Genomic DNA, 25,287 nt, shown 5'->3' on the forward strand with positions numbered 1-25,287 from the left:
GAGGCGACCTTCCCCACACAAATCCTCCCCGGCACCCTCACCGACCGTCAAGCAGACCCGCACTTGACAACAAATCCCCGATAGGGAATCAGTCGCCGGTCGCGGCCGGGCGGCCGGTGTGGCTGTACTGCGACCAGGAACCCGGGAACAGGCGGCCGGCGCCCAGGCCGGCGTGCTCCAGCGCGATCAGGTTGTGGCAGGCGGTCACCCCCGAGCCGCAATAGGAGATCACGTCGGCGGCGGCCTCCACCCCCACCGCGGCGAACCGCTCGCGCAGCTCGGCCGGGGGCCGGAAACGACCGTCGGCGCCGACATTGTCGCGGCAGGGCAGGTTTCGTGCGCCCGGAATGTGACCGGCACGCGGGTCGACCGGCTCGGTGTCGCCACGGAACCTGGGCGCGTCACGGGCGTCCAGCACCGGGCCCGGCCAGGACACCGTCTCCTCCAGCGAGGCCAGGCGGTCGGCGGGCCACGGGCGGGCGGTGAACTTCGACGCGGGGCGGACCGGGATCTCCGTGGTCAGCTCACCCGGCCAGGCAGTCAAGCCGCCGTCCAGGAGCGCTGCGTCGTGCCCCGTCACCCGGAGCAGCCAGACCAGCCTCGACGCCACCAGTCCGCCCGCGTCGTCGTACGCAATGATCTGATCTTGATCTTGGATCCCGGCCGACGCCAAGGCCGCCGCGAACACCTCCGGATCCGGCAGCGGATGCCGGCCCTCGGCCGGCGACGCCGGGCCCGCCAGCGCGGTGTCCAGATCGATGAAGACCGCACCCGGCAGATGCCCGCGCTCATACGCCTCCCGGCCGGACCTGCCGTCCAGGTACCACCGGACGTCGGCCAGCACCACCTGGCGATCCGCGATCCACGAAGCGTCCACCACCGGGTCGATCACCACAGCCCCCTACCGGCTGGACAGCCCCAACCGCACGCCGAAACCCAGAAGGACCACCCCGGTCCCGGCATCGACGGTACGCCGAACCGCGCGCCGGGCCAGAAAGGCGCGGGCCGCCTGCGCCCCCAGAATGATCATCGTGAACCAGATCAGGCCCTCGACGTCGTGCACCAGGGCCAGCAGCAGGCCGGTCGACAGCGGATCGGCGTTCGCCGGCACGAACTGCGGCAGCACCGCCAGGTAGAAGGCGCCGACCTTCGGGTTCAGCAGATTCGTCAGCAGGCCACGGCCGAACGTGCTCCAGAACGTGGCGGTCGTCACCTGCGCCTCGGCCTCCGGGCCGTTCCTCGACGCGCCCCAGATCATCCGCACGCCCAGGTAGATCATGTAGGCGGCACCCGCCAGGCGCAGCATCATGTAGCCCAACTCCGACGCCGCCAGCAGCGCGGACGCGCCCACCGCGGCCGCCGCGCCCCAGGCCAGAGCGCCGGCGTTGATACCGAGCGCCGTCGCGAACGCCGGGCCCCGCCCCATCGTGATCGCGGCCCGCAGCACCAGCGCGGTGTCCAGCCCCGGAGTGATCGTCAGCAGAGCCCCGAGCACGGCGAACGAGAGAACGGCATCGGTCAGGTCCATGGCCCATTCCTAGGCGGCACGGTCCCGGTGCGTCAGTGGCCGGGATCACTTCTCGTGGTCACGGCTGCGGCTGCCCGGCCGGAAATAGACCACCGCCACCGCGACCATCGCGACCGCCAGGAGCGTCGCGATCATCGCGGCCAGTTCGGTGAGCTGAGTCGCGCCCAAGACGAAGACCAGCACGGCGGTGCCGAAGAGCAGGTGGTATCCACCGGCCTGCCGGGGCGTGCGGAAGGAACGGGCGATCAGGCCGGGAGCGGTGCCGGTCACCAACATCCGGGCCCCGAACACCGCCAGCACCAACCCGATCAGGGCCGCCGCCGTGCTCATGGCCTCAGTCTGCGCGTCTTTTCCCCAGCCTGAGCGGCTTTTTGAGGTACGGCTTTTTTGAGGTACGGCTTTTTTGAGGTACGGCCGTCCACTTCCCGGCCGGCCGATCCCCCGTCAGCGGTAGTTGTTGAACTGCAGGGCGACGCCGAAGTCCTCCTGCTTGAGCAGGGCGATCACGGCCTGCAGATCGTCACGCTTCTTACCGGTGACCCGGAGCTGGTCGCCCTGGATCTGCGCCTGCACACCCTTCGGCCCCTCATCCCGGATCTTCTTGCTGATCGCCTTGGCCTTGTCGGCCTCGATCCCCTCGACCACCTTCAGGTCGATCTTCCAGGTCTTGCCGGACTGCCGGGGCTCCCCCGCGTCCAGCGACTTCAGCGAGATGTTGCGCTTCACCAGCTTCTCCTTGAAGACGTCGAGCGCGGCCGTGGCCCGCTCCTCCGTCTCCGAGGTGATCGTGAACGCCTCCCCCGACTTGGCGACACTCGTCCCGGTCCCCCGGAAGTCGAACCGGGTCCCGAGCTCCTTCTCCGCCTGGTTGAAAGCGTTGTCGACCTCCTGCCGGTCGACCTTGCTCACGATGTCGAACGACGGGTTGGCTGCCATGATCAGACTCCTGCGGCTGGATGCTTGTCGATGCTCTACAGCGAGCTCCCGAGGGCCCGCGACATGCCGACCGTACCCGGTTGTTGATGGGGTTCGCGCTACGGCTATTCTTATGTCCGCCGCCGCGGGAGACCGGGGTGGTTGCCCAGGCGGGTTGCCCGAGCGGCCAATGGGAGCGGACTGTAAATCCGTCGCGAAAGCTACAGAGGTTCGAATCCTCTACCCGCCACAGGCAAGCAAAAGAGGCCCCTGACCAGCCGATTCGGCGGTCAGGGGCCTCTTTCGTTGATCTCACTCAGTCTCACTCAATCGCGTTGGATCTCACCCGCTGTCCCCCATACGTCCCCCGAACTTTGGGGCCGTGATCAGGCAGCTTCGGGCGCGGCGTAACCCTGCCGGAAGGCCTCGATGCGCCGGAGTGCCGCCTCCTGCTCTCCATAGAGGCACTTCGCGTAGATCTTCAGCAGGACAGCGATGCTGTGCCCTGCCCAAGTCGCGACCAGGGCGGCCGAGACACCCGCGTTCAGCCATCCGGAGAGGCACGCGTGCCGCAGGCTGTATGGCACGGGCGCTACCCCGGCCGCCAACTCGGCGGGAGTCAGACCCTTCTCGCGAGCCTTGCGCCACGCCGTGTGGCGGGCATTCGCGGTAACCGGCTTGCCGTTCGACGGCCGGTACATCCCGCCGGGGCCGCGCCTGGTGACAAACAGCCGGCCGTCCTTCCCCGGCGGGTACTTCTTGATGTGCCAGTCCAGAAGCGCGCAGAGGGCCGGTTCGGCAGGCACGTCCCGCGTGTCCTTCTCTCCCCGGTGCTTGAGTGCCCGGTATTCGATCGACTCGCCGGTATCGGTCCAGGCTTCCCCGACCTCTACCGCCGCTCCCCCGAGGTGCAGCCACCCCCAACCATCCGGTTCGCGGGGCCGCTCGTAGTGCAGGTCATGCAAGTTGAGGACTTCCTCCGGGCGAAGTCCGGCGTAGTACATCGCGCCGAAGAACGCTTCCATTTCCGGTGTCGTCTCGCGAACCGCCCTAAGCAGTCTCCGTGCCTGCTCAGGATTCGCGACGACGGTCCGGTCTACCTCCTCCGCCTTCTTCGGGGCCATCCACTTCACACGATCCATCGGGTAAGCGGCGAGGTGCCCCAACTCGACCGCGTACCGGAGCGATCCGCTGAATACAGCCTTCTTCCGGCCGACCGTGCTTGCCGCCGCAGCGGTGCCGTCCAGCTTGAGTGCCAAGCTGTCGAGCACCTTCCGGACGGCGGCCGGTTCCGCCAGATCACCGAGGTTCACCGGGTTGTCTTCCAACCAGGAAACAGCCGAAGCCAATTCGGCCGGCGGCGGCCCTGCCGTGCGGCGAGGCTTGTTGAACGCGTAGGTGATCAGGGCACGCCGTAGGAGCGCATCGGACGGCGCACCTCGTCGCCCCTGAATCAGTGCCACGGTGACCCCCGCCAGGGTCTCGGCGATGCCCTTCCGGTGCTTCGCTGCCACGTGGGGCCATTTCATCTCCGCGTACGCAATCGCGTGCTCGAACCAGTTCTGTTGGCTCAGCTCGCGGGCCATCGGTTCGGGAAGACCCGACGCCGTGTCGAATGCGGTTCCCTCCCGCTGGTGGGTGATCAGCCGGGATCGAAAGCTCTCGGCGAGAGCCTTCGTGTGGAAGGTGTCGCCGAACTTCTGGCCAGCTACGCGCCACCGGACGCGATGGGACACCCGCGGCTTGCCGCCGTTGGCAGGAGCGTACTTCCGCTCCTCGATGCTGAAGATCTGCACGTCGTGGCTGGTTTTCATGCAGCTTGCGGTTCCTCTCGGGCGGACAGCCAGGACTCGAACTCGGTACGGCGGATGCGGATCTGGCGGTTGGGCATCTTGTAGTGGCGCGGTGCCTGACCGATGGCCTTCCAGCGGAAGAACGTCGATCGGGGAACCGCCATCTGAGCGAGAAATTCGTCGAGGGTCAGAAATTCGCTGGCCACGGGTTCCGGCCTCCCTGGCGAGGTGTTGAGCAGTCCGCTCAGCGACCGATGTGGACGCTCAGCGGCAAGGGGTGAAATGCAGTTACGCGAAGCAACACAAAAGCTTCTAAAACTGCCTGAGAGCCACGTTGAGCCGAGATCTACGCGTCCAGGCATTGAGGGATGCGCCGATGCCGCTGTCCGGCTCTCGCGGTCGCGTGTCGGCCGTGGGCGGTGCGGGCCAAGGTGCCGTGCCAGAACTGCCACAACTGCCAGAACCTCTCGGCGGTGGGGGTTGTGGCGGTTGTGGCAGTTCTGGCAGAGGGGTTACGAGGCTCGGCGCGCGGTGAGCGGGTGCACGGTCGCAGCCGGTCGGTGAACCTCGGGGTTGACCAGGAAGCTTGGCGACGGCGGTCGGCCCCCGGCCCGCTTCGGGGCGGGCGGGTCGAGGGACCGGACGTAGCCGTGAGCTTCGAGGACCGACAGCGGGGCGTCGAAGTCGCCAGCGGTGGGGAGCTGTGACGACTTGAGGGCGCGGAACACTTCGCGTTTGGTGAACGCGCGGGTGTCGGTGCGCTCGATCCACGCCAGGATCGTTCGGGCGTTGCGGGTAGCCACGTCGGCGCCCATGTCGTCGAACGCGCCCAGGGCGTGAGCGGCGTAGTACTCGCCGATCAGTGCGGCCCGCCGGATGGTGTCGACGTCGACCGGCTTGCCCCACCCGTCGCGCAGATGCTCGGCAAGGTGAATCAGTCCAGCGATCCGCACGACCGCGCCGGTGTACTTCGACCCCCAATCGACGACGTGTGACCACGCGCCGCCCGGGGCGAGCCGGGGCTCTACCTGCCGTTCGATGTCCAGAACGGCATCGTTGGCGGCCGGGGTGAGAACCAGCACGGCCGGATCGGTCCATTCGGCGAGGGTGAGGACCAGGGCGTGAAGGTTGCCGTGATACCGGGCAGCGGTCTCGGTGGGGATCGGGTCGGCCCCGATCTTGCGGAACCCGACCGTGTTCTCCGGGACGGCGAACAGGATCCGGGCCAGCAGACCGAGTCCCCGGAAGCCGGGCATGCCCGCGATGTCGCGAAGGATCTCCGGCTGAACCGCGAGTCCCATCGTCAACGCGGGTTTGTCGACGTGGCCACCGTCGCGGGAGAGCCGGTCGACGCGCATCATGTCTCCGGCGTGTCCTTTGAGGAACACCTCCAGGTTCGGGGTGCCGGAGTACCGGCCCGCGATGGTGGCGAAGATGCCGCCCTCAGGGGACAGGACAGCCAACCGGCCGCCCTGCTCGGCGAGGATCGATTGGGCCGTCTCGCTGGTGACGTCGTCGGCAACCAACTGCGGCTTCACCGGAACGGTGATCGCCTCAGCGTTCATCGCTGCGGCGGTCGCTTCGGCGATCAACGTGTCCCGGCCGGACGGGTCGGCGTTGGCGGCGGCGAGAGCGGCTTTCTCGGCCGCTTTGCCCGCGACCTTGGCCGACAGTTCCGCCTCGATGATCGCGGGCGCGGTCCGCTCGACCAGGGCCTTTTCGGCGACCAGGATCGGGGCGACCATGGCAGCGAACACCGCGCTCTTGCGGGAGCCGGGCGGCAGGACGACGACCGTGAACAGGTTCGTCGGTTCCCGCCAGGATCCACGTACCTCGACCTCGGCCCGGCCCCCGGCCGCCGTGGACAGGCACGCGAGCGCGATGCTCCCGGCGGCGTCGATCGGGGTTTGGGTGAACTCGGCGACCGCGTGCACCTGATCGGCCACCCAACCGGGCAGGAGCTCGGCGGGGAACGTGGGCAGGTGACGGCCCTTGCCGAGCGGGATCATCGGTGCCCACCCGCCGGGGGCATCGGCGTTGTCGAGCAGCGCGCGGCCGGTCGCGACCAGATCGGCGGTGTCCGCGCCGGAGGCGGCGAGTTGGGTGAGCTGCGCGCCGAGATCGGCGACCTTTCGCCGTTTCGCCAACTCGGCGACGATGCCCGCGTAATGGGCGGCGTTGGCGACGGTCGGGACTTCAGCGATCAGGGTGTGCAGGTAGGGCACCCCGCCGACCCTGCCGAGCGAACCCGTCTCGGCCAGATGGGCGGCGACGGTGAGGGTGTCGGTCGGGGTGCCGGCCGCGTGCATGCCGCACATGGCTTCCCACAAGACTCCGTGCGCGGGGCGGACGAAGTCGCCGGGGGTGAGGGTGACGGCAAGGTCTGCCATCAGGTTGGGAGCCAGCAGGGCGGCACCGATGACGGCCTGCTCGGCCGCCAGGTCGTACCCGGGTTGGGTCACCAGTCGACTCCTTTCAAACTGGGCGGGTGGTCAGGCGGTGCGACGTCCGGCGGCCTTGTCGGCGGCCATCCGGGCGCGGGTGGCGTCCAGGGCGGCGAGGGTCGCGGGATCCAGCAGAAGCCGGTCCGCGATGTCGGGGCCGTCGGTGATGATCCGGCGGCGGCGGGCTTCCAGCAGGGCGGCCAGGTCGGGGTGACCGACCTGGCGGCGTCCGTCGGGCAGACGGGTGACGGTGAGGCCTTGGGCGCGAGCGGCGGCGTCGTGGCGGGCGTGGATGCGGTCAGCGATGCGGGCGAACAGGCGCACAGCGGGTTCCTTCCGAGCGGATTAGTCAGCGGGCTTCGCGGCGGCGGCGAGAGAGGTGGTTGTAGATCCAGCGCCCGGCACGCAGTCGGCGGCCGGTGCCGTCGCAGCGGCGGCAGAGACGGAACGCGCGGCCGGACGGGGAGCGGCGTTTGCCGCTGCCGTCGCACTTGCGGCAGGCCTTGAACGGCCACACCCAACACGCAAATGCGTAACAGAGGGTGACAACAGTAAGGATGGCGAGTAGGCCGATAGCAGTGGTGACCTGGGGGTTCACAGCAGCCTCCGGGGCCGGTTTTTGGGTGTGCGGGGCCGTGAGCTGCTATCCGCTAGATAGCAGCTCAGGATTCGGTTTGGGTGCTAGCGGGGGTGCTAGCGCTAGCAGGGGGTGCCGCTAGCGCTAGCAGCCCCGGACCGGGTCAGGCGCCGGAGCGTTTGCGGTCACGCTCCGCGATGGCGGCGAGGACTTCCTTGCGGACCGGGCCGCGCCGGGTGACCGGCTTACCGTCGATGCGCCGGCCGATCTGCTTCACCGTGACCCCGTGCGGCGTGAGAGCGCTGGTGAGCTGAATCGGCTTCCAGCCCTCGTAAACCTCGGGTCGAAGCTCGGTCAGCCGCTCGATCAGCGTCTCGTTCCACACCTCGTCCTCACCGTCGGGCCAGATCCGGGCCACGTCGTCCAGGACCGCGTGCGCCGGGCCGAGATCCCGCTCGGCAGGGAAGGTGGGGATGTTGCCGGACGCCGTGCGCAACGCGACCGCGCGGGCCACGATCGGCCTCGCCTTGTTCGTGTCGACCTCGAACGACCGGGCCGTCTGCACGTCGCCGAAGCCGCGGAGCACACCCCATCCGGCCTCATCGACCGGCTTGAAGATCGTGGCCCGGAAGCCCTGCTTGTAGGCCGACGTCCCGAGGATCATGTCGTTCGCCGTCTGGTCCGCTACGGACAGGCAGAACCGGGAGTTGACGTTGCGGCTGATGCCGGTCGGCAGGCTCTTGGCGTCGGGGATCTGCGTCCCGATCAGGATGATCACCCCGAGCGCCCGGCCGAGCTTGATGACCTTCTCCAGAAGCTCTCCGGCTTCCTTGCCGAACTTGCTGGTCATCAGCTCTTGCAGCTCATCAAACCAAGCGATCAACGGGTGCAACCCCGAGTCCTTCAAGCTGGCCAGCTCGGGGGTGACCTTGTTCTCCGGGGCCTTACCCAACCGGGCGTAGTGCTCGATCCGCTTCGAGCGGCGGCGGCACTCCTCGTACAGCCACTCGATGAACGCGAAGCACTTGGCGAGGGTTTCCTCATCGAAGCCGTTGCCGTACTCAGCCATCACCGGTTCGAGAACCGCGAAGTCCCCAACACCCTTCAACTCGTACCCACGAATCTCGGTACGCGGATCCAGGCTCGCGGCCAGCAGCAGATTCCGCAGAGCGAACGTCTTACCCGAACCGGGCTGCCCACCGAACAGCCAGTTACGGAACATCAGCGACGCCGTCACCGTGTCCAGCTTCGGTGTGGTCGCGAACGCGAACGACTTGAACACATCCACCTTGGCCGACTCCGAGAGCAACGGCCAGGGCGGTTGGCTCATCTGCGACGCCGGTTCGTATCCCACCCACAGGGCGAGACGACCGGTGTGCCCGGGAGCGGCCGACGGCCACACCTGATCGAGCGGGAGCCGCATAGCCGACGCCAACCGGCCCCGGCGGGCGATCACGTCGGAAGCTTCCACACCAAACGGCAGGTCCACGATCGCGATGTGCCCGGGGCCGTCACGGTGGATGTCGACCGGAAACGTGATCGCCTTCGGATCCTTGGCAACCGCACTGTTGATCGCCGCGAGTTGAAGCGACGTCAACGCGCGGCGCACCAGCTCGGCCGTGAGCTTGCGATACCGGGTGCCCTCACTGACCCGGTCGGTGATCGGCCGATCCGCCGGACGACCGAGCGTCGCCAGGATCGGCAGCGCCAGGGCGGCAGCGAGGTAGGCCCACCACGTCGGGCCGAGCGCCACCACGACAGCACCGATCGCGCCGGCCGCCGCGCCGAAGCCGAGCACCCACCAGCGCCACACGCTCTGCCTCTGACGTCGGGCGTCGAGCTTAAGCCAGAGGTCCGCTTCGCCACGCTGCGCGGCAGCCTGCCGAAGGTCCCAGTTGCCCTCTTCGGCGGTCGCCCAGTGCAGGGCGCGGCCGAGACCCCGGAACAACCCGACCGGAGCCCACACCAGGGCCTTGGCGGTGTACTTCGGCGACCGGACGGCGTGATAGGCGACCACGTACCCGGCATCCTTGCTCTGGTGCCGGACGGCAGCTTTGAAGCCGCGCCACGACCGGGCCCACTCCGCCAGGATCGGCCGGCGCTCCCGCTGACGGATCAGGACGTCGTGCGGAATGTCGTCGGCCGCATCGACCGGACCACCCGCGACCGGCGGGGCGTCGTCGATCGTCTCGGCGTCCTCGCCGGTGTCGTCGGGCTGGGGGACGGTGGCACCGGTGCGGCGCGTCCGGGCGGCGGTCAAGTCGACCACGTCAGCGCCGTCGGTCACGTCCGCCTCAGCGGCAGTCCAGTCGAAGTTGTCATCGTCAGGGATCGGATTCTGCGGGACCATCAGGGTCTCTCCTGTGGGCTCGAAACCGGGCTTACGGGATGGGGACCGGCGGCACGGTGGACGCTGGCAGGCTTCGGGCCGTGCCGCCGGGCGAAGTCACTGACCGGGCACGTCACCGGGCAGCGCGTACAGGAACCCGAACAGGGCACCCTGCAACTCCAGAAGGTCACGCCCGTCGGTGGGCATGTCGTAGCCGTGCCGCGCCAGCAGACGCGCCACGTCGGCCAACAGCCCGTAGGTGAATCGCGGGTCATCGGTGGTCGCGGGCAGCGGATAGATGCGTTCGGTGGTTTCCATGACGGTGCTCCGTTCAGTGGACGGGGTCAGGCAGCGACGAGAGCGGGTGTTTCCGCAGCAACCGGGCCGGTCGGTGACGCATCAGTGACACGCAGAGCAGCAAGGTGACGGCGCGCGGTCGAGACGGACACACCGGCCTTTTCGGCAATCTGCGAGACCGGCGCATCAGGCATCCGGGCGGCCACCTTGGCGACTTTCTCGGCCGACACAGGGCGCGGCGTGACCCGCTTCGCGGACGCCTTCCTGACCGTGGTCGGTGCAGCCTCGTCGACGACCGGGGCCGGATCGGCGTGGACAACCGTCACGGTCTCGGCAGGATCCGTCATGGCCGAAGCGCCGGCCGCCGGAGCGTTCACGCTGGCGTCAGTCAGGGTTCGGATGCGTGCGCCGACCTCAACGAGGCTGATCGACGCGACCACGATCAGGCCGTCCACGCTGAATGGCAGAAGGTAGGCCGATGAACCGGCCTCGCCGTACTTGGTCGCGACCGCGACCATGTGCCAGTACGACACCCACGCGGCGATCCCGGCGAGAACCGCGGTAGCGCCGAGACGGACCGCCGAGAGCGCGCCGCGCCGGGCCGGGATGCGCGAGATCAGTTCGACCGCCAGCAGCAGGGCCAGCGGGGACCATGCCGAGATGGCCTGACTGATCGCGTTGTCCGTCGCGTGCAGGACGTTGCCCGCGAGTGAAGCGGCGATCCCCAGGGCGAACACTGCCCGTACGCCCCAGCCGATGCGCTTGAGACGGGTGATTTCCGAGGTCATCAGGCGACCGCCTTCCGGACCGCCGGCCGCACGGCCAGCTCGGCGGCAACGCGGGTAACGCGAGCCTCAGCCCGGCGCAGTCGACGCCAGTCCAGCGGGGAGGGACCGCCGTGATCGGCGGCGTTGATGATGGTGATCTCGGCGTCCAGGACATCCAGTTCAGCAGCGATCAGCGGCCACTCGGCGTCGATCGCGTTCAGCTCGGCTGGGGTCGGGCCGTCAAGGTTCAGGGAGTGCTTGTTCACAGCGAAGTCCTTCCAGGGATGAGAGCCAGCACGGGTGCCATCACCCGCGTTGAGCTGCACAGAGAGGGTTGCGGTTACACGGGCCTTAGCCGTGCTGGCGACCTTTTCGGCGCATCGTCTGCGCTACGGGGAGGTGCGGCCCACTGCATTCAGTTCTCAAAGATCGACCGGGCACGGCGGTGTCATGGCGTACGGCAACCACGTGCCGCCGTTCCCGTCCTACCGACCGGCTTGGACCGCTTGGCTAGCCATGCGACCCGAGATCAAGCTAGGCCCGGTTGGCTAGTCAGGTCAACCCCAAAAATGATTAGCCTTCCCGGCTTGGCTAGTCAGATGTATGGTGGTGAGGTGGCTGAAGACCTGGATTACCTCGGAAAACTTGATCCCGACGACCCCAAGCAGGCGTCCCAACAAATCGCCAACAAGCTCCGCGCGGCGATCCTCACCCGGCGGCTACAGCCTGGGGACAAGCTCCCGTCGCAACCCGATCTGGCATCCCGTTATGGCGTGGCCCGGGAGACCGTCAAACGCGCCCTGGAGGTGCTCCGCACCGAGCGTCTGATCGTCACTCGCCAGGGAAGCGGCGCGTTCGTCCGGGCGCAGACACAGCGCGCCGTCGAGCTGCGGCCGCACATCGAAGCCTCGTTCGAGCGCACTCACGTGTCCATCGACTTCGCCGGGTTCTCTGGCGAGACGCTGCGCGACGCACTCGCCGAAGCGCTCGACAAGGTGCGTGTTGGTCGGCTTGCGCCGGAGAGCATCGCCGTTCGGGTGCTGATCTCCGACATGACCGCCCCGATGGCCCTACCGGCACGCGCCGAGACCCAATCCGACGATCCGGCCGTCCGGGAACGGGCCGAGCGAATTACCCGCCGGGCCGCAGACGGTGTCATGGACCAGGTGGCCGAACTGGGCGATCTCGGCTTGGTGCGCTCTGCCACTGTCGAAGTTCGGATGCACAGGGCTTCGCCCCTGTTCAAGCTCTACATTCTCAACAATGAAGAGGTCTTCTACGGCTTCTATCCGGTCGTCGAGCGCACCGTGTCAATCAAGGGTGAGCCCATGGCCATCTATGACCTGATGGGCAAAGACGTGCCGTTGTTCCACTACGCCGTGACCGATGACGACGCGTCTCACGGCACCCAGTTCGTGGAAGCGTCCCGCCAATGGTTCGACTCCATGTGGTCCACGATCGCGTACCGGTACGACGGATGAGTACCGACCTCAATCGGCTCATGGCCGACATCGACGCCGTGCTGTTGGACTTCGACGGACCGGTCTGCGGAATCTTCGCCGGCCACCCCGCACCCGGAATCGCCGCCGAGCTGGTCGAGGTGCTTCGGCAACACGGTGTGGACGTGCCACCGGGGGTAGCTACCGAACAGGATCCGCTCGAAGTCCTCCGATGGGCAGACAAGGCGGGGAACCCGAGGACCACCCGGGCAATTGAGGATGCGCTCTGTCAGGCAGAGCGCATCGCGGCAGATTCGGCCATGCCTACCCCGTACGGCCGTGAAGTCATCGTTGCCGCCCGTCAGGCAGGCTTGCCGGTCGCGATCGTGAGCAACAACTCAGCGGGGGCAGTCTCGGCCTACCTCGCAGCACACCGGCTCAGCGCCTACGTTTCGCCGGTCGTCGGCCGAGCCTATGCCGATCCGGGCCAGATGAAGCCGAACCCCGCACCGATCCTGAGAGCAGTTCAAGCCGTCGGTGTGCCGGCCACACGCTGTGTCCTGGTGGGTGACTCGCTCTCCGACATCGAGGGCGCGCATGCTGCGGGAGTACGAAGCATCGCCTACGCGAACCGGCCCGCGAAAGAAGAACCGTTCCGGCAGGCCGGAGCGGACGCAGTGATCACGAGCATGGGAACCGTCGCACGGATCCTGATCGAGCGCGCCGAACACCTGTAGGCCCGAGTCGAGCTACGCGACTACTCCGAGGAACTGATTTCGACCATGCCATGCGAAAATCCGTGAGGCCCTCCATCATCATATGGAGGGCCTCCTCATATCAGCTTGCCAATGGCGCGATGTAGGCGTGAACGAAAAAGTCTCGGACCGTCGCGGAGTGCAGATGTCCGCCGGTTACGAAATCCTCCGCATACAGCGTGACGTGGATGTGCGGTTTGCCGTCCCAGATTTCTCCAGTGCCGCTCAGTTCTAGCGGCTGGTCGTAGGTGCGCAGATAGTCAGTCAGCGCATCGTCCTTCTTCATCACCGAGACGGTGGCTGTCTGCACAGCTCCGATCAAGGTCATCGACCCGGCGGTTACACCTAGCTCAGCGAGAGCCGCACCGATTGTCGCCAGAACTTCCTGATCTTTCTCAACAGTGATCAGATGCAACACGACTCCTAGATTTTCAGGGGGTCGATACCCGCCAAGGCGGAACCGATCGCACGAAGGTTTTCGGCCGCCGTTTCCACCCGGAGGGCCGAAAGAAGGGCACCGGAAACGGCTTCAGGATCGCTGTCCCGGCTCCGGTAAAGGGCGAGAGTGGCGCACCAACGGGCGCCAGCGTCGTAGGGGTTCGCCAGTTCCTCAGCCATGCGCGCGACCTGGACGTCGGACAGCATGCCGCTCGTTGTCGACTGGGCAGCGTCTTCCCACGGGAGAGCGAGAACACGACTCAGTACAGCCGTGGCGTACAGCTCCCGCACGTCCCCGTCAGCGCGTAGGACGCTGACGGCTTCCGTGCCAGCCAACGGGGAACGGGTCTTCGCGAGGATGCCAGCAGAGTTCACCCGGAGAACGGCCTTACCCCGATGGCTCCATTTCTTCAGAGCCGCAAGGGAAGCCGCATCCTGGGAGACGATCGCGGCAATCGCCTTATCGGTGGCGTGACTTGTTTGCAACTCCGTCAGTAGGCCGCTACGCCCGTTCGTGATCTCATGCGCTATTGCCGTTGCCGTGTCGTCTTCCGAACCGGCAGCGAGAATGCCAAGACTTCCCAGCAAGAGACTTCGGCGCTTCAACGAATCCCCTAACGCTTCCTCGTACTTTCGTATTACGTCGGGGGTCGCCTGACGTACGCCGTTCTCAATGTTGCCGATGTGCGAGCGGCTGTAGCCGGTTCGCTTCGCCATTCCGGCCAGGGACAGGCCAGCTGAGGTTCGCGCCTCTTTCAAGATCGCGCCTAGCTGACTCATCCGCTACCCCTGATCCCGAAGTGAAGCGGGTTGAAGACACCCGCTGTCTTTGGCGTGGCTGTCCGCAGGTCAATGCTGGGCCAATAGGAATCATTACTCACCTGGGGGGCGAAGTGGTAGGCGTCGTCGCGATCGTGTTTCTATGTCTGGGCTTCGCGGCCGGACTGACCCTGTTCAGGGTGAAGAGCCGATGGTGCCCCCGGTGCGGCGAGAACACATTGCCGCTACCCGGTGCCTCCCTGACCGATCCGGGAACCCAGCGGACGGAGCGGACAGCGTGAGTCTCCGTGAGTACCCGCCGGGCGCGATCTTCCACACGTCGTCCTGTCCGGAGATCATGGGCCATTCCGCACCGAGCCTGCCGGTCCTCCAGGCCGTCACCGCGAATCCAAGTCACCGCTACTGCATCTGCACTGGCGGCGGTCCGGATACCGCACCGTACGTCGTCATCGAGCGCGTCGACTACGGCCCCCATCTGTACGTGCCGTCGTCGAACCGGCCTCGTGATGCCACCCGCGCGCTGTGCAGGACGTGTCGCGGAACCCACGGCGACACCGCGCCGGACGCCTCAACTCCGCCGGGTCTGGTGATTCCGCGTGCATGAACCGCTGGTGGTCGGCCCGCGCGAGCTGGACGACGAGTGGGCCGAAGTGTGGATCGACACGGGCGCCGGCCCCGGATTCGTAACGCGAGTGCCGGCCGCCCGGCTCACTCTGGCGTCCATCGATGACGGAAGCGGCGATGACGCCATCTACCGCCTACGCCTCACAGGCAAAGACGTCCCGGCCGAAGCGGCCGGGCAGGAGGGAGACATCATGATCGAGGTCAAGGGCATGAGCGTCGAGTTGGACGACGCGGAGTGGTTCAAGAGCAGTTTCAGCGGCCCAAACTGTGACAACTGCGTAGAGGTCGCGTTCGTCGGGCAGGCGACCGCGGTCCGCGACTCGAAGAACCCGGACGGCCCAGCACTGCTGTTCACGCCGGACGAGTGGTCCGCGTTCCTAGAGGGGGCGCGCCACGGCGACTTCGACCGTAACGGGCTCAACGCACGGCGGGGGTAGCCAAGCCGATACCACTTCTCGCACGTAGCCGAAATCGGATGTTGGACGTCATTCCCGGTCAGCGGCAACGGACGCCAACCGGGAATGACTTTCCATCTGGCAGCCCAGGCGCTACCTCCGCGGAAGCGACAAGAGGTTATTAGTCCAGATACCGTCAGCGTGCGTGCGGAGGTACTTCTCGCCGTACTTCGGCTTCACTACACCCACATCGACGCGGTTACCCCTCGCGTCTTCGACGTACGCCTTACCGTTCGTGGTCTCGATCCACGCAACGATCTCAGCGCGAGAGTTGTTCTTCTCCTCCGACGCGCTCGATGGGTTTACCCACCAAAGCCGCACAATGTGCTCATGGTCGTCGCCACCCGACAGGCGGATGGCTGTGATGCGAATAGCCAATTCAGTTCCTTACTCTCTGTGGCGTCTTGAATTACCAGGAGTAAGGGCCGTACGCTTACGTCGCTCAACGGGTTGCGTAGCGACCCTCGGTTGAGGCGGGCGCGCCAACGCCCGTCTCAACCACTACTCCTCCCCCTCAGTCGTGCACTTCCTCCCTCGCCTCGTCAGGGATCTCTTCTCCACCGGTACGGGGATCCGGCGGAAGCGGCATGTTGGGCTTCAAGCCCAGGATCACAGTCGTCGGGTCAGTCGAATGGTTGCGCGGCGCTGCGAGCGTGATGCGCGTCGATGCAATCCACTGCGACTGCGCCCCTTCCTCACTGCCTTCCGATGGCACCGTCCGCGCAATAGCGAACCCGATCGTGGTGCCAGAGTCGTTCAACCTCTTACGAGTCCCATCCTTGTGGACAACCATCATCTCATCGCCACAACTAGCACAAAGGCGACAAAGGTGGAAAACGTTGGCCACTAGCCGGGGAGTGGCGATCGAGCCTTCGGTGGAAGTGACATGCTGACGAGCGACATACTCCAGTTCGCCCAGGTCCAGGGTGTGAGCGCTGGCCGCACGAACCAAGAACTTCCACACGGGGAGCAGTTCGCGTAGTGCCTCAATCGGCACCCCTTCATCGCGTGACTGGAGGATCCAAGTCATGAGCCTCACGACGATTGCCGGGTAGGCCCCGGCCCGTGAGCCAACACGGACACTGCGAGGCACGAGGCCCTCTGTGACATAGAAGGTCAGCTGTCGATCACTCAGCGAGTACCCAGCCTTGCGGACTTCGCTGATCAGCTCCGACTTTGTCACTAGGTCAGGCCGCCCCTCCTGCAATTGCAGGTACTCCAGGAAGCCGTTCTCCTCCATGGCCATCGACACCACCTCCCCTGTGGTCGACTTCAGTAACAGTGTAGTTGCCGACAGGCCGATGGCAAGAGACAGCATCGTGAATGTGGCTGACAGCAGCCGGGCTATGGTGTAGGCCACTTCGAGGGGCCACTACAGCTTGCCCAAGCGCGGGGCCACGCTGCGCTCCCCTCCCCCATATGTCCCCCAAAATATCTTCAGGATGAAGATTTCAGCAGCTCACGGGCCAGGGGTGACGTTGACTGTAAATCCGTCGCGAAAGCTACAGAGGTTCGAATCCTCTACCCGCCACAGGCAGACAGAACGGCCCCGGTACCAGCGGAAACGCTGACCGGGGCCGTTCTCGTTGTGATCTAGGGGTCCGGCAGGATCCGGCCCTCTCCCCCACTCGTCCCCCAACCGAGTCAGGTTCATACCGCCCTTCACCCGGCCCGTTAGAGGCTCGTGAAGCAACAATGGGCCTGAACGGACGTGGCATGTCTGAGGAAGCCCGTAAGTAGGTGAGGCCGTCGCGTTCCGCGTGCGGCCCGCGGCATTCGAGTGGCACGGTCACCGCCTCGGCTCTCGTTCTCCTCACGCCGGCGTGCCGCTTTCCAGGGACGCTGTGTCGCCTGGGGTGCCGTACCGTGGGCGGAAGCATCTTCTTGTGAGCCGCTGCTGGGGGTGACGTCGTCGATGAGCGCGGGAGTGGTTGACCACGTCGGTCCATGGACTGAGGACGAGTATTTTGCGCTCGGTGAGACGACGGATCGGATCGAGCTCATCGATGGGAGTCTGGTGGTGAGCCCCGCGCCGAGCATGAGCCATCAGCGTCTCTCCCGCCGTCTGGCGAACGCGCTGGAGGAGGGTGCCGAGCCGGCGGGGCTCTTCGTGTACGAGGCGATCAACATCCGGCTGCACAGCGGCCGGATCGTCATCCCTGACCTGGTCGTGGTCGACCAGGACGAAGAGGCCGTCACGGCAGACGCCTCTCGGGTCCTTCTGATCGGTGAAATCGTCTCGCCGAGCAACGCCGCCATGGACCGTGTACTCAAGATGCAGCTCTACGCTGCGGCCGGCATCGGGTGGTACCTCCTGGTCGAGCATGAGGCGCCGGATTCGCTGACGCTGCGGCTCAACCGCCTCGACGGCCAACATTACGTCGAGGAAAACGTGGTGAAGACCGGCGCGAGCCTGATCTCCGAATTCCCGTTCCGGTTCGAACTCGACACCCGGACTCTCGTCCGCCGCTGACGGGTACGGCCGCCGGCAGCGCCGTTCACTCGCCATCGATACCACCTATTCGGTGGCAAGCTGCGGAGCGGCGCGGCAGCAACTAAGCCTTGACCGGCCGACGCCCGCACCCAAACCACGGCCTCAGCAGACGACGTGTCGGTAGTAAGGTCCCGGCGGCTGGATCGGCGTTGGTGACATGGCGTTCTCTCTTGCGTGATGTGACTGGCATTCCCTGGCCGATCGCGCCGCTCGGCTCCAGGTACCGCGGGCGCCGGGCCTCTATCGAGTGAGAGTCATCGAGGGCGGCGACCTGGCCGTGCGCCGTAGCGGTGACGGACGCACACGTTGACGTTGCGTGTGCTTGTGTCGTCGTCCTGGCGTGGCTGGACGCTCACGATCGGCCGTGCGTGCGCTCCTGTCCCTGCTGGGGGCAAGGGAGAAGCACACGATCGGCCATTGTGTGCGCTGGTCGACGTTGCCGAGTCGGTGCGCGCGCCGAATCGGCGGCGGCGGGTTTCGCGGGCCCCGGCCGTCGCTCAGCACGGTGAAAACGCCCGCATTCCGGTGTTGAGCGACGGCTCGCGGTCTCGGGCGTGACCGCCCCCGGTCGCGAACGCTCGAACTGGTGAGTGGCGGATTCAGCCCGGCGGGCGCGGTTTGGTCTTGAGCTGGGGGAACGTCGCGTGGTGGGGGCGGGACTGGTGGTTGTGGGTGGGGGCGGGCCACGCCGTACTCCCGGAATGGTCGTCAGCGAAGTCACAGCGCGCACACGGATGAACACGTAGGCAACCGATGTTCCTTGGAATGCGGGTCACAAGCCCGCAAGCCGAAGGAGTGAAAGTTGTCCAGCCATCACAATGGCCTCAAGACGGCCGCCCTGCTGGGTCTGCTCACCGGCCTCATCCTGGCCGTGGGGTACTGGCTCGGCGGCAGCACCGGGCTGGTGCTCGCCGTGTTCGTCTCGCTGGTGGCCAACGCTGTCAGCTACTTCTATTCCGACAAGATCGCGCTGCGGGCGATGGGCGCCCGGCCGGTGACCGAGGCGGAGCTGCCGGGGCTGTACGCGATCGTTCGCGAGCTGGCTCAGACCGCCGGTCAGCCGATGCCGAGGCTCTATGTCTCGCCGACGATGCAGCCGAACGCGTTCGCGACCGGCCGTGATCCGCAGCACGCCGCGGTGGCGGTGACCACCGGCATCCTGAACCTGCTGGAGCCGCGTGAGATGCGGGCGGTGATCGGTCACGAACTGTCGCACGTCTACAACCGCGACATTCTGATCTCCAGCGTCGCCGCGGGCCTGGCCGGCATCGTCACGATGCTCGCGAACCTGGCGTTCTTCCTGCCCTTCGGTGGCGACGACGAGGACAGCCCGAACCCGGCGGGTCTGCTGCTGATGATGATTCTCGGCCCGCTGGCCGCGTCGATCATCCAGCTGGCGATCTCCCGCAACCGGGAGTTCCAGGCGGACGCCTCCGGCGCCACGCTGACCGGCGATCCGCTCGCCCTGGCCAGTGCCTTGGAGAAGATCCATTACGGTACGGCCCGCGCGCCCCTTCCGGCGGACGGACGCCTGGCGAGCGCCGCCCACCTGATGATCGCGAACCCGTTCGCGGGTGGCGGTCTGGCCGCGCTGTTCAGCACGCATCCGCCGATGGAGGAGCGGGTTCGCCGCCTGCACGAGCAGGCGGCTCTGACCCGGCACCGGTGAGACGCTGCACGAGCAAGCACCACCGGCAGCGGTGAGACGCTGCCCATAAACCAGATGAGCCTCCGGTTCGCCGACGTTAGCCTCGAGGAGCATTTCGCTCGTTACCGACGCCGGCAGCCGGAGGCCCCCCGTGACCGCATTGCGGCAGTACCTTGGCGTGTGGCAACTGCCCGGAGCGAAGGTTCTGCTGGTCATCGGCATCCTGGCCCGCCTGGGCATCGGCATGACCCCGCTGGCGCTGCTCCTGCTGGTGGAACAGACCACCGGGCGATACGCGGCAGCGGGCCTGGCCGGCGGTGTCTACGCGCTGGCGGGCGCGGCGCTGAGCCCGGTCGCCGGCCGGCTGGCCGACCGCATCGGCGCCGGCCCGATCCTGCTGGCGACCGCGATCCTGCACCCGCTGGCTCTGGCCGGTCTGCTGCTGGCGAGCCACGGCGGCGTGGACCACCTGGAGTGGATCTTCGTGGCGTCGGCGGCGGCCGGCGCCACCTATCCGCCGTCGACAGCCGCGATCCGTCGTGCGTGGACGGACATGACCGCTCCCGGCACCGGCCGGCTCGAGCTGCGGTCGGCCGCGATCGCCGCCGAGACCTCCCTGTTCGAGCTGGTGTTCGTGCTCGGCCCGATGCTTGTCGCGGCGTTCCTGGTGGCCACCGCCGAGCCGGCCGCCGCACTGATCTGCGCGGGCCTCGTGACGCTGGTCGGCACCGCGTGGGTGGCCCGGCTGCCGGTGATGCGGCACCGCGGCGCCCACGATCCGGAGACCGCGGCGAAGGGCCTGGGCCCGCTGCGGGCCGGTGGCTTCCCGGCGCTGCTGCTGTGTGTCACCGCGCTCGGCACCGCGTTCGGCGCGGCCGGGGTGATCGTCCCGGCGTATGCGTCCCAGCACGGCGGCGGCGAGGCCCTGGGCGGCGTGCTGCTCGGCGTCTGGGGGATCGGCAGCACGATCGGCGGCATCTGGTTCGGCACGCGCCGCCCGGCGATGGCCCTGTCCCGGCAGTTCGCCTGGCTGCTGGCTGCGGTGTCGGCGAGTTTCCTGGTGCTGGCGTTCATGCCGAGCCCGCTCTGGCTGGGCGCCGCGCTCGTGCTCGGCGGCGCCACCATCGCGCCCGCCCTGACCGTGGAGAACAGTCTGGTCGGCCGGATCGCCCCGGCCGGCATGCTGAACGAGGCCTACACCTGGATGGTCACCGTCTCGGTGGCCGGCAGCGCGGCCGGTGGCGCCCTGGCCGGTGTGATCGTCGACCAGCCGGGCGGTCTGCCCTGGTCGTTCGTGTTCGCGGCGGCAGTGTTGCTGCTGGCCACGGCGGTTGCGGCGATTCCGGAGGGTTCAATGGCCCGCGCCGATCGGCACGCCGGCGAGAGGCTCGCGAGCGCGGCCCATTAGCGATCTGGTGGATTTCGGGTACGCCCTGTCCCGCCGACCTCCACAAGATCGAGAATGGGCACCTTTGTGTGAGTGGTCGCCGCGATAGCCTGACGGGGACGAGCGTGACGAGGGGGCGGCGATGTCCAAAGAGGTCGAAAACCTACGCGCGGCGGATGCGGACCGCCAGCAGATCGCCGACCGGCTGAAGTTCGCGCTCGACGAGGGCCGTCTGTCGTTGCATGAGTATGACGAGCGCATCGGTCTGGCGTACGCCGCACGCACCCACGCCGAGTTGCTCGTCCTCGTGAAGGACCTCCCTCGTCCCGGATCACGTGCCGGCGGGACCCGTCGCCTGCCGACCGCCCTGATCGTTCTCTGGACGATCTTCGGCGCTCTGGCAGCGGTGAATGTCGTGGTCTATGCCCTGGTCACCGTCTCGAACGGCGGCGGCGTCTACCCGTGGCCGATCTGGCTGCTGGTGCCGGGTGTGGCGCTCGGCGCGGTGACCGTGGGCGTGCAGGCGATCCGCTCTCCGAACCGGAAAGATTGAGCCCGCATGACCGCACCGAAACGCGTTCCGCTGTCCGTGCTCGACCTGGCCACCGTCAGCGAGGGCCACACCAGCGCCGATGCGCTGCGCGGCACCCTGGAGATCGCCGCGGCCGCCGACCATCTGGGCTTCTCCCGGTTCTGGGTGGCCGAGCACCACAACATGCCGGCTGTCGCGTCGACGTCACCGCCGGTGCTGATCGGCGCCATCGCGGCGCACACCCGGGACATCCGGGTCGGTTCCGGCGGTGTGATGCTGCCGAACCATATGCCGTTCGTGGTGGCCGAGCAGTTCGCCCTGCTGGAGGCGCTCTATCCGGGGCGGGTCGACCTGGGCATCGGCCGGGCGCCGGGCACCGACCAGGCCACCGCGGCCGCGTTGCGGGGTGTTTCGCCCTATCTGACGGTCGAGCAGTTCCCCGACCATCTGAAGACGCTGCTCGGCCTGCTCGGTGACGAGCGGGTGCCGACCGACCGGCTGTCCGCGACTCCGGCCGCCGAGTCGTTCCCCGAGGTGTGGATTCTCGGCTCGTCCACCTACGGCGCACAGATCGCGGCCGCGCTGGGGCTGCCGTTCTGTTTCGCGTACCACTTCTCGGCGACCTCCGATGTGGACGGAGCGTTGCGGCTGTATCGGGACGGCTACCAGCCGTCACCACGGTTCCCGTTGCCGTGGGTGATGGTCAGCGCATCCGCCCTGGCCGCCGAGACCGCCGAGGAGGCCCGTTACCTGGCCGGTCCGAGTCGGGTGATGGCGCTCAGTCTGCGTACCGGCCGACTCGGCCCGATGGTCTCGCCCGAGACGGCCGCCCAGCGGCAGCTGTCCGACATGGACCTCGCGGTGCTGGAGTCGCTGCCCGGCACCCAGTTCACCGGAACCGCCGACGAGGTGGTGGCCGCGCTGGAGGATCTCGCCGACCGCACCGGCGCCGACGAGCTGATCCTGGCCGGCGCGGTCCACGACCCGGCCACCCGCATCGACAGCCTGGCCCGCATCGCGAAAGCGTGGACCCGATGACCTGGCACATCACCTCCGACGTCTCGGCTTTCGCCGAGAACGCCGGCCCCTTCCTGCGTTCATCGCCCGTCCGGCACACCGTTCTGCTCACGGTCACTGCATCCCTGCTTTCCAAGGGCCCGCATGCGTACGGGGAAAGCGATCCGATCCTGGGTTGGTGGGCCGATGACCGTACCCAAGAGGTGTCCGGTGCCCTGTTGCAGACGCCGCCCTACCCGCTCACCTTGACCGAAGTGCCGCCCGCGGCCGTTCCCGAGGCCGCGGCGGCTCTCTCGCCGCACCGGCCGACCGCGGTGAACATGCTGGTCGGTGACATCCCGGCGTTCACCGCGGCCTGGACGGCCCGCAACGGGGGCACAGCTCACGCCGGCCGGCAGAGCCGCCTGTTCGAGCTGGCAGAGCTCACCCCGCCCGACCCGCTCCCGCCGGGCGCGGCCCGAGTGGCCGGCCCGGCCGACCGTGCGCTGTTGATCGACTGGTTCCGGAGCTTCAACGAGTACATCGGCGAGGAGCCGCCGAACCTGGCGGCTCTCGTCGACGACCGGATGGTCTACGGCGGTATCGCCCTCTGGGAGGTGGACGGCACACCGGTGTCGACGGCCGCCTACACCAGGCCGGAGGCCGGCATGGCCCGGATCCAGTACGTGTGGACCCCACCCGAGCACCGCAGACAGGGTTTCGCCGGTGCCGCGACGACGGCCGCCACCCGAAATGCGCTGGACGCCGGCGCGACGGACGTGGTCCTCTTCACCGACTTGGCGAACCCGACAAGCAACGCCCTGTACCCCCGGCTGGGCTACCGGCCGATCGAAGACCGAGCGGTGGTGGAGTTCTCGCGATGACCCTCTCTCCTGGTGTGGGCCGTCTCGTCTCGTTGAACGTCGGCGGCTCCGAGCCGAACCCGGCGAAGAACTCCGGAATGACCACGGGCATCGGCAAGCGCCCGGTCGGCCACCCGGTGACGGTCCGCCGCCCCGGCCCGAAGACGACAGGCCTGCACAGCGGTGTGGTGGGCGACTTCATCGGCGACACCAAACACCACGGCGGCGACGATCAGGCGGTGTATGCGTACTCGGTGGAGGACTACGCCTGGTGGTCCGCCGAACTCGGCCGGGAACTGGCCCCCGGGCTGTTCGGGGAGAACCTGACCACCGCGGGCCTGGACCTCTACAACGCGGTGATCGGTGAGCGCTGGCAGGTCGGCGACGAGGTGATCCTGGAAACCACGTTCGGCCGGATCCCGTGCTCCACGTTCCAGCACCGGATGGCCGAGCCGCGCTGGATCAAGCGGTTCGCCGCGTCCAACCGCACCGGCGCCTATCTGCGAATCGTCCAGGAGGGCGCGATCGCCCCCGACGCCCGCATCGAGGTCGTCTCGCGGCCCGACCACGGTTTGACGATCGCCGAGGCCTTCGACGTCTACATGCACAACCCGCAGCACCTGTCCCGCCTGCTGGTGGCCGAGGCGCTGCCGCCCCAGCTGCGCGTCGAGATCGAGAAACGCCTGGCTGACTCCAGCCGGTAGCCCCCTCTGCCTTCCGGTCAGGTCAGGGCGTTCAGGAGCAGCTGGGGGGCGAAGCCCAGGAACACGGCCAAGGCTGTGGCTGCGGTCAGGGCGGCCGCGACCGGGGCGTCCACCCGGTGCCGGGGGTGGGTGGCGTCGTAGATCAGGCCCGGGTCGGCGACGTGGATTCCCGGGTGTTCGGGGACCGTGTAGAGGAGAGCCGCCACTCGGATGTAGTAGGCCAGGGCGATCACCGCGTTCACCACCACCACGGCGGCCAGCCAGATCCAGCCCTCGGCCACCAGGGACGAGACCACCGAAACCTTTGCGAACAAGCCGGCCAAGCCCGGTGGCAGGCCGGCCAGACCGGCCATCGCGAGCACGAACACAGCGCCCAGCCCTGGGTGGCGGCGGGCGGCGCCGCGGAAGTCCTCCAGGGTTCCGCCGTCGGCTTCGGCCTGTTCGGCGGTGGGGATCAGGGTGGTCGGCGGGCGCAACGCGACCACCACGCCGAAGGCGATCAGCTCCAGGACCACGAAGAAGACGGCGTAGGCGAGGGCCGCCGGGACTCCGGGAGCGCCCATCGCCAAGGCGGCCAGGATGTAGCCGGCCTGGGCCACCGAGGACCAGGCGAGCAGCCGGACCATCCGGGTCTGGCGCAGCGCCACCAGGTTGCCGACGGTCATCGTGAGTACGGCCAGGGCGGACATCACCGCGCCGGTGTCCAGGTGGGCTACCACCGCGGCGAGGGCCAGGACGCCGCCCAGTTTCGAGGCGGTGGACAGGTAGGCGGCAATCGGCACCGGGGCGCCGTCGTAGGTGGCCGGCGCCCAGGCGTGCAGCGGAACGGCGGCGACCTTGAAGGCCAGGCCGATCACCAGGAGGGCGGCGCCGACCCCGGCCAGGGCGGCGAACGGGGTGCCGGCCGGACCGAGCAGAGCCAGGTGGACGGTTCCGGTGGCGGCGTAGTTGAGGGCGACACCGAGCAGGGCGATCGCCGTTGAAACCACGCTGACCAGGAAGAACGTCAGTGAGGCTTCGGCCGGTCGGAGGTCGGGGCGCTCGATCGGGGCGTAGCGGCGGAGGCCGACCAGCACGTACAGCGGAAGGGTCAGGGTTTCCAACCCGACGATCAGGGTGAGCAGGTCGCCGGCGTAGGCGACGGTCACGCCGCCGGTCATCGAGCAGGCGAGCAGGAAGCAGTACTCCCCGGCGGGGGCGGCGCCGATCCGCAGCGTGGGCGCTGACAGGGTGAGCACGCCGGCAGTCAGGGCGCCGAAGAGGGCCGCGGTCACGGCGGCCGGCCAGGTCGGCACCCAGGAGCAGCCGCCGGTGGCGCAGAACGTCGGATCCCACGGGCCGACCGCGAGGGCGCCGGCCGCGGTGGCGATCGCGCCGAGGACGGTAACGCCGATGATCACCTGACGTTTCCCGGTGAACAGGTCGGCGAGCAGGGCCAGCACCGCGGTTCCGGCGGCGAGGTAGAGCGGCAGCAGCGCGATGTGATCGACGGCCTGACTTCTCATCAGCGCACTCCCGGCAG

The 25,287-nt window shown here is 67.8% G+C and carries 28 protein-coding genes and 2 tRNA genes; 13 read left to right on the forward strand and 17 right to left on the reverse strand.

Annotated elements, in window-relative coordinates:
- Positions 1-88 precede the first annotated feature (88 nt).
- The 4 genes from AB0E94_RS24060 to AB0E94_RS24075 form a co-directional block, all read right to left on the reverse strand.
- The gene (locus AB0E94_RS24060; RefSeq protein ID WP_360329601.1) at positions 89-892 is read right to left on the reverse strand and encodes a sulfurtransferase; all 804 of its coding nucleotides are present in this window, start codon (positions 890-892) and stop codon (positions 89-91) included.
- Positions 893-901: 9 nt separating this feature from the next.
- Positions 902-1,528, reverse strand: a complete 627-nt coding sequence (locus AB0E94_RS24065; protein WP_360329603.1) for a LysE family translocator — start codon at positions 1,526-1,528, stop codon at positions 902-904.
- Positions 1,529-1,573: 45 nt separating this feature from the next.
- Positions 1,574-1,858 carry a hypothetical protein gene (locus AB0E94_RS24070; RefSeq protein ID WP_360329604.1) on the reverse strand — a complete coding sequence of 95 codons (285 nt, stop codon included), beginning with the start codon at positions 1,856-1,858 and terminating at the stop codon, positions 1,574-1,576.
- A gap of 114 nt (positions 1,859-1,972) precedes the next feature.
- Positions 1,973-2,464: a YajQ family cyclic di-GMP-binding protein gene (locus tag AB0E94_RS24075; protein WP_317788741.1), complete on the reverse strand. Its 492-nt coding sequence runs from the start codon at positions 2,462-2,464 to the stop codon at positions 1,973-1,975.
- Between the two features lie 148 nt (positions 2,465-2,612).
- On the opposite strand from AB0E94_RS24075, the gene AB0E94_RS24080 reads away from it, so the two are divergent.
- A tRNA-Tyr gene (locus tag AB0E94_RS24080) sits at positions 2,613-2,693 on the forward strand.
- 136 nt (positions 2,694-2,829) lie between these two features.
- Here AB0E94_RS24080 and AB0E94_RS24085 read toward each other — a convergent pair.
- The 8 genes from AB0E94_RS24085 to AB0E94_RS24120 all read right to left on the reverse strand — a co-directional run bounded on the left by AB0E94_RS24085 (position 2,830) and on the right by AB0E94_RS24120 (position 10,916).
- Positions 2,830-4,257 (reverse strand): integrase, encoded by a 1,428-nt coding sequence (locus AB0E94_RS24085; RefSeq protein ID WP_360329605.1) that lies wholly within the window; start codon positions 4,255-4,257, stop codon positions 2,830-2,832.
- Positions 4,254-4,442 (reverse strand): excisionase, encoded by a 189-nt coding sequence (locus AB0E94_RS24090; RefSeq protein WP_208469128.1) that lies wholly within the window; start codon positions 4,440-4,442, stop codon positions 4,254-4,256. The genes AB0E94_RS24085 and AB0E94_RS24090 overlap by 4 nt, the downstream gene beginning before the upstream one ends.
- A 306-nt stretch (positions 4,443-4,748) precedes the next feature.
- On the reverse strand, positions 4,749-6,701 hold the full coding sequence (locus AB0E94_RS24095; RefSeq protein WP_360329887.1) for a DUF3987 domain-containing protein: 1,953 nt from the start codon (positions 6,699-6,701) through the stop codon (positions 4,749-4,751).
- A gap of 27 nt (positions 6,702-6,728) precedes the next feature.
- Positions 6,729-7,004 carry a hypothetical protein gene (locus tag AB0E94_RS24100; protein WP_360329607.1) on the reverse strand — a complete coding sequence of 92 codons (276 nt, stop codon included), beginning with the start codon at positions 7,002-7,004 and terminating at the stop codon, positions 6,729-6,731.
- A gap of 416 nt (positions 7,005-7,420) precedes the next feature.
- Entirely contained in the window at positions 7,421-9,607 is a 2,187-nt protein-coding gene (locus AB0E94_RS24105) for a cell division protein FtsK (protein WP_360329608.1), read from the reverse strand.
- A gap of 96 nt (positions 9,608-9,703) precedes the next feature.
- Positions 9,704-9,904, reverse strand: a complete 201-nt coding sequence (locus AB0E94_RS24110) for a hypothetical protein (RefSeq protein ID WP_360329610.1) — start codon at positions 9,902-9,904, stop codon at positions 9,704-9,706.
- Positions 9,905-9,930: 26 nt separating this feature from the next.
- Positions 9,931-10,671: a DUF2637 domain-containing protein gene (locus tag AB0E94_RS24115; protein ID WP_360329612.1), complete on the reverse strand. Its 741-nt coding sequence runs from the start codon at positions 10,669-10,671 to the stop codon at positions 9,931-9,933.
- Entirely contained in the window at positions 10,671-10,916 is a 246-nt protein-coding gene (locus AB0E94_RS24120) for a DUF6284 family protein (protein WP_360329614.1), read from the reverse strand. Before AB0E94_RS24120 ends, AB0E94_RS24115 begins: the two co-directional genes overlap by 1 nt.
- A 348-nt stretch (positions 10,917-11,264) precedes the next feature.
- Between AB0E94_RS24120 and AB0E94_RS24125 the strand changes: the two genes are divergently transcribed.
- Together AB0E94_RS24125 and AB0E94_RS24130 are read left to right on the forward strand one after the other, a co-directional pair.
- Positions 11,265-12,131 carry a winged helix-turn-helix domain-containing protein gene (locus AB0E94_RS24125; protein ID WP_360329615.1) on the forward strand — a complete coding sequence of 289 codons (867 nt, stop codon included), beginning with the start codon at positions 11,265-11,267 and terminating at the stop codon, positions 12,129-12,131.
- Positions 12,128-12,826: an HAD family hydrolase gene (locus AB0E94_RS24130; RefSeq protein WP_360329617.1), complete on the forward strand. Its 699-nt coding sequence runs from the start codon at positions 12,128-12,130 to the stop codon at positions 12,824-12,826. Before AB0E94_RS24125 ends, AB0E94_RS24130 begins: the two co-directional genes overlap by 4 nt.
- A 100-nt stretch (positions 12,827-12,926) precedes the next feature.
- Here AB0E94_RS24130 and AB0E94_RS24135 read toward each other — a convergent pair whose 3' ends face one another.
- Both AB0E94_RS24135 and AB0E94_RS24140 read right to left on the reverse strand, forming a co-directional pair.
- The gene (locus AB0E94_RS24135) at positions 12,927-13,262 is read right to left on the reverse strand and encodes a DUF296 domain-containing protein (protein WP_360329618.1); all 336 of its coding nucleotides are present in this window, start codon (positions 13,260-13,262) and stop codon (positions 12,927-12,929) included.
- Between the two features lie 5 nt (positions 13,263-13,267).
- A complete protein-coding gene (locus tag AB0E94_RS24140; RefSeq protein WP_360329619.1) occupies positions 13,268-14,062 on the reverse strand; it encodes a helix-turn-helix transcriptional regulator in 795 nt (264 codons plus the stop codon).
- Between the two features lie 277 nt (positions 14,063-14,339).
- Between AB0E94_RS24140 and AB0E94_RS24145 the strand changes: the two genes are divergently transcribed.
- Together AB0E94_RS24145 and AB0E94_RS24150 are read left to right on the forward strand one after the other, a co-directional pair.
- Positions 14,340-14,666, forward strand: a complete 327-nt coding sequence (locus AB0E94_RS24145; RefSeq protein WP_360329621.1) for a hypothetical protein — start codon at positions 14,340-14,342, stop codon at positions 14,664-14,666.
- Between the two features lie 229 nt (positions 14,667-14,895).
- Entirely contained in the window at positions 14,896-15,123 is a 228-nt protein-coding gene (locus AB0E94_RS24150) for a DUF397 domain-containing protein (RefSeq protein WP_360329890.1), read from the forward strand.
- A gap of 111 nt (positions 15,124-15,234) precedes the next feature.
- On the opposite strand, the gene AB0E94_RS24155 is transcribed toward AB0E94_RS24150, so the two are convergent.
- The gene (locus AB0E94_RS24155; RefSeq protein ID WP_360329623.1) at positions 15,235-15,519 is read right to left on the reverse strand and encodes a DUF3892 domain-containing protein; all 285 of its coding nucleotides are present in this window, start codon (positions 15,517-15,519) and stop codon (positions 15,235-15,237) included.
- 136 nt (positions 15,520-15,655) lie between these two features.
- Complete coding sequence (locus tag AB0E94_RS24160; protein WP_360329625.1) at positions 15,656-16,501, reverse strand: hypothetical protein; 846 nt, start codon at positions 16,499-16,501, stop codon at positions 15,656-15,658.
- 96 nt (positions 16,502-16,597) lie between these two features.
- Between AB0E94_RS24160 and AB0E94_RS24165 the strand changes: the two genes are divergently transcribed.
- From AB0E94_RS24165 to AB0E94_RS24200, 8 genes are all read left to right on the forward strand, one after another.
- Positions 16,598-16,672: transfer RNA gene (locus tag AB0E94_RS24165), tRNA-Tyr, on the forward strand.
- A gap of 384 nt (positions 16,673-17,056) precedes the next feature.
- On the forward strand, positions 17,057-17,614 hold the full coding sequence (locus AB0E94_RS24170) for a Uma2 family endonuclease (RefSeq protein ID WP_360329627.1): 558 nt from the start codon (positions 17,057-17,059) through the stop codon (positions 17,612-17,614).
- A gap of 823 nt (positions 17,615-18,437) precedes the next feature.
- Positions 18,438-19,304 carry a zinc metalloprotease HtpX gene (gene htpX / locus AB0E94_RS24175; RefSeq protein ID WP_360329629.1) on the forward strand — a complete coding sequence of 289 codons (867 nt, stop codon included), beginning with the start codon at positions 18,438-18,440 and terminating at the stop codon, positions 19,302-19,304.
- Between the two features lie 130 nt (positions 19,305-19,434).
- Complete coding sequence (locus tag AB0E94_RS24180) at positions 19,435-20,691, forward strand: MFS transporter (RefSeq protein WP_360329631.1); 1,257 nt, start codon at positions 19,435-19,437, stop codon at positions 20,689-20,691.
- A gap of 121 nt (positions 20,692-20,812) precedes the next feature.
- On the forward strand, positions 20,813-21,223 hold the full coding sequence (locus AB0E94_RS24185; protein ID WP_360329632.1) for a DUF1707 domain-containing protein: 411 nt from the start codon (positions 20,813-20,815) through the stop codon (positions 21,221-21,223).
- A gap of 6 nt (positions 21,224-21,229) precedes the next feature.
- Positions 21,230-22,240 (forward strand): LLM class flavin-dependent oxidoreductase, encoded by a 1,011-nt coding sequence (locus tag AB0E94_RS24190; RefSeq protein ID WP_360329634.1) that lies wholly within the window; start codon positions 21,230-21,232, stop codon positions 22,238-22,240.
- Positions 22,237-23,082: a GNAT family N-acetyltransferase gene (locus AB0E94_RS24195; protein WP_360329636.1), complete on the forward strand. Its 846-nt coding sequence runs from the start codon at positions 22,237-22,239 to the stop codon at positions 23,080-23,082. The genes AB0E94_RS24190 and AB0E94_RS24195 overlap by 4 nt, the downstream gene beginning before the upstream one ends.
- 14 nt (positions 23,083-23,096) lie before the next feature.
- A complete protein-coding gene (locus AB0E94_RS24200; protein WP_360329893.1) occupies positions 23,097-23,765 on the forward strand; it encodes an MOSC domain-containing protein in 669 nt (222 codons plus the stop codon).
- 17 nt (positions 23,766-23,782) lie between these two features.
- Here AB0E94_RS24200 and AB0E94_RS24205 read toward each other — a convergent pair whose 3' ends face one another.
- Entirely contained in the window at positions 23,783-25,273 is a 1,491-nt protein-coding gene (locus tag AB0E94_RS24205) for a proton-conducting transporter membrane subunit (RefSeq protein WP_360329896.1), read from the reverse strand.
- Between the last annotated feature and the right edge of the window lie 14 nt (positions 25,274-25,287).

This window comes from Actinoplanes sp. NPDC026670 (assembly GCF_040638175.1).
Lineage (GTDB): Bacteria > Actinomycetota > Actinomycetes > Mycobacteriales > Micromonosporaceae > Actinoplanes.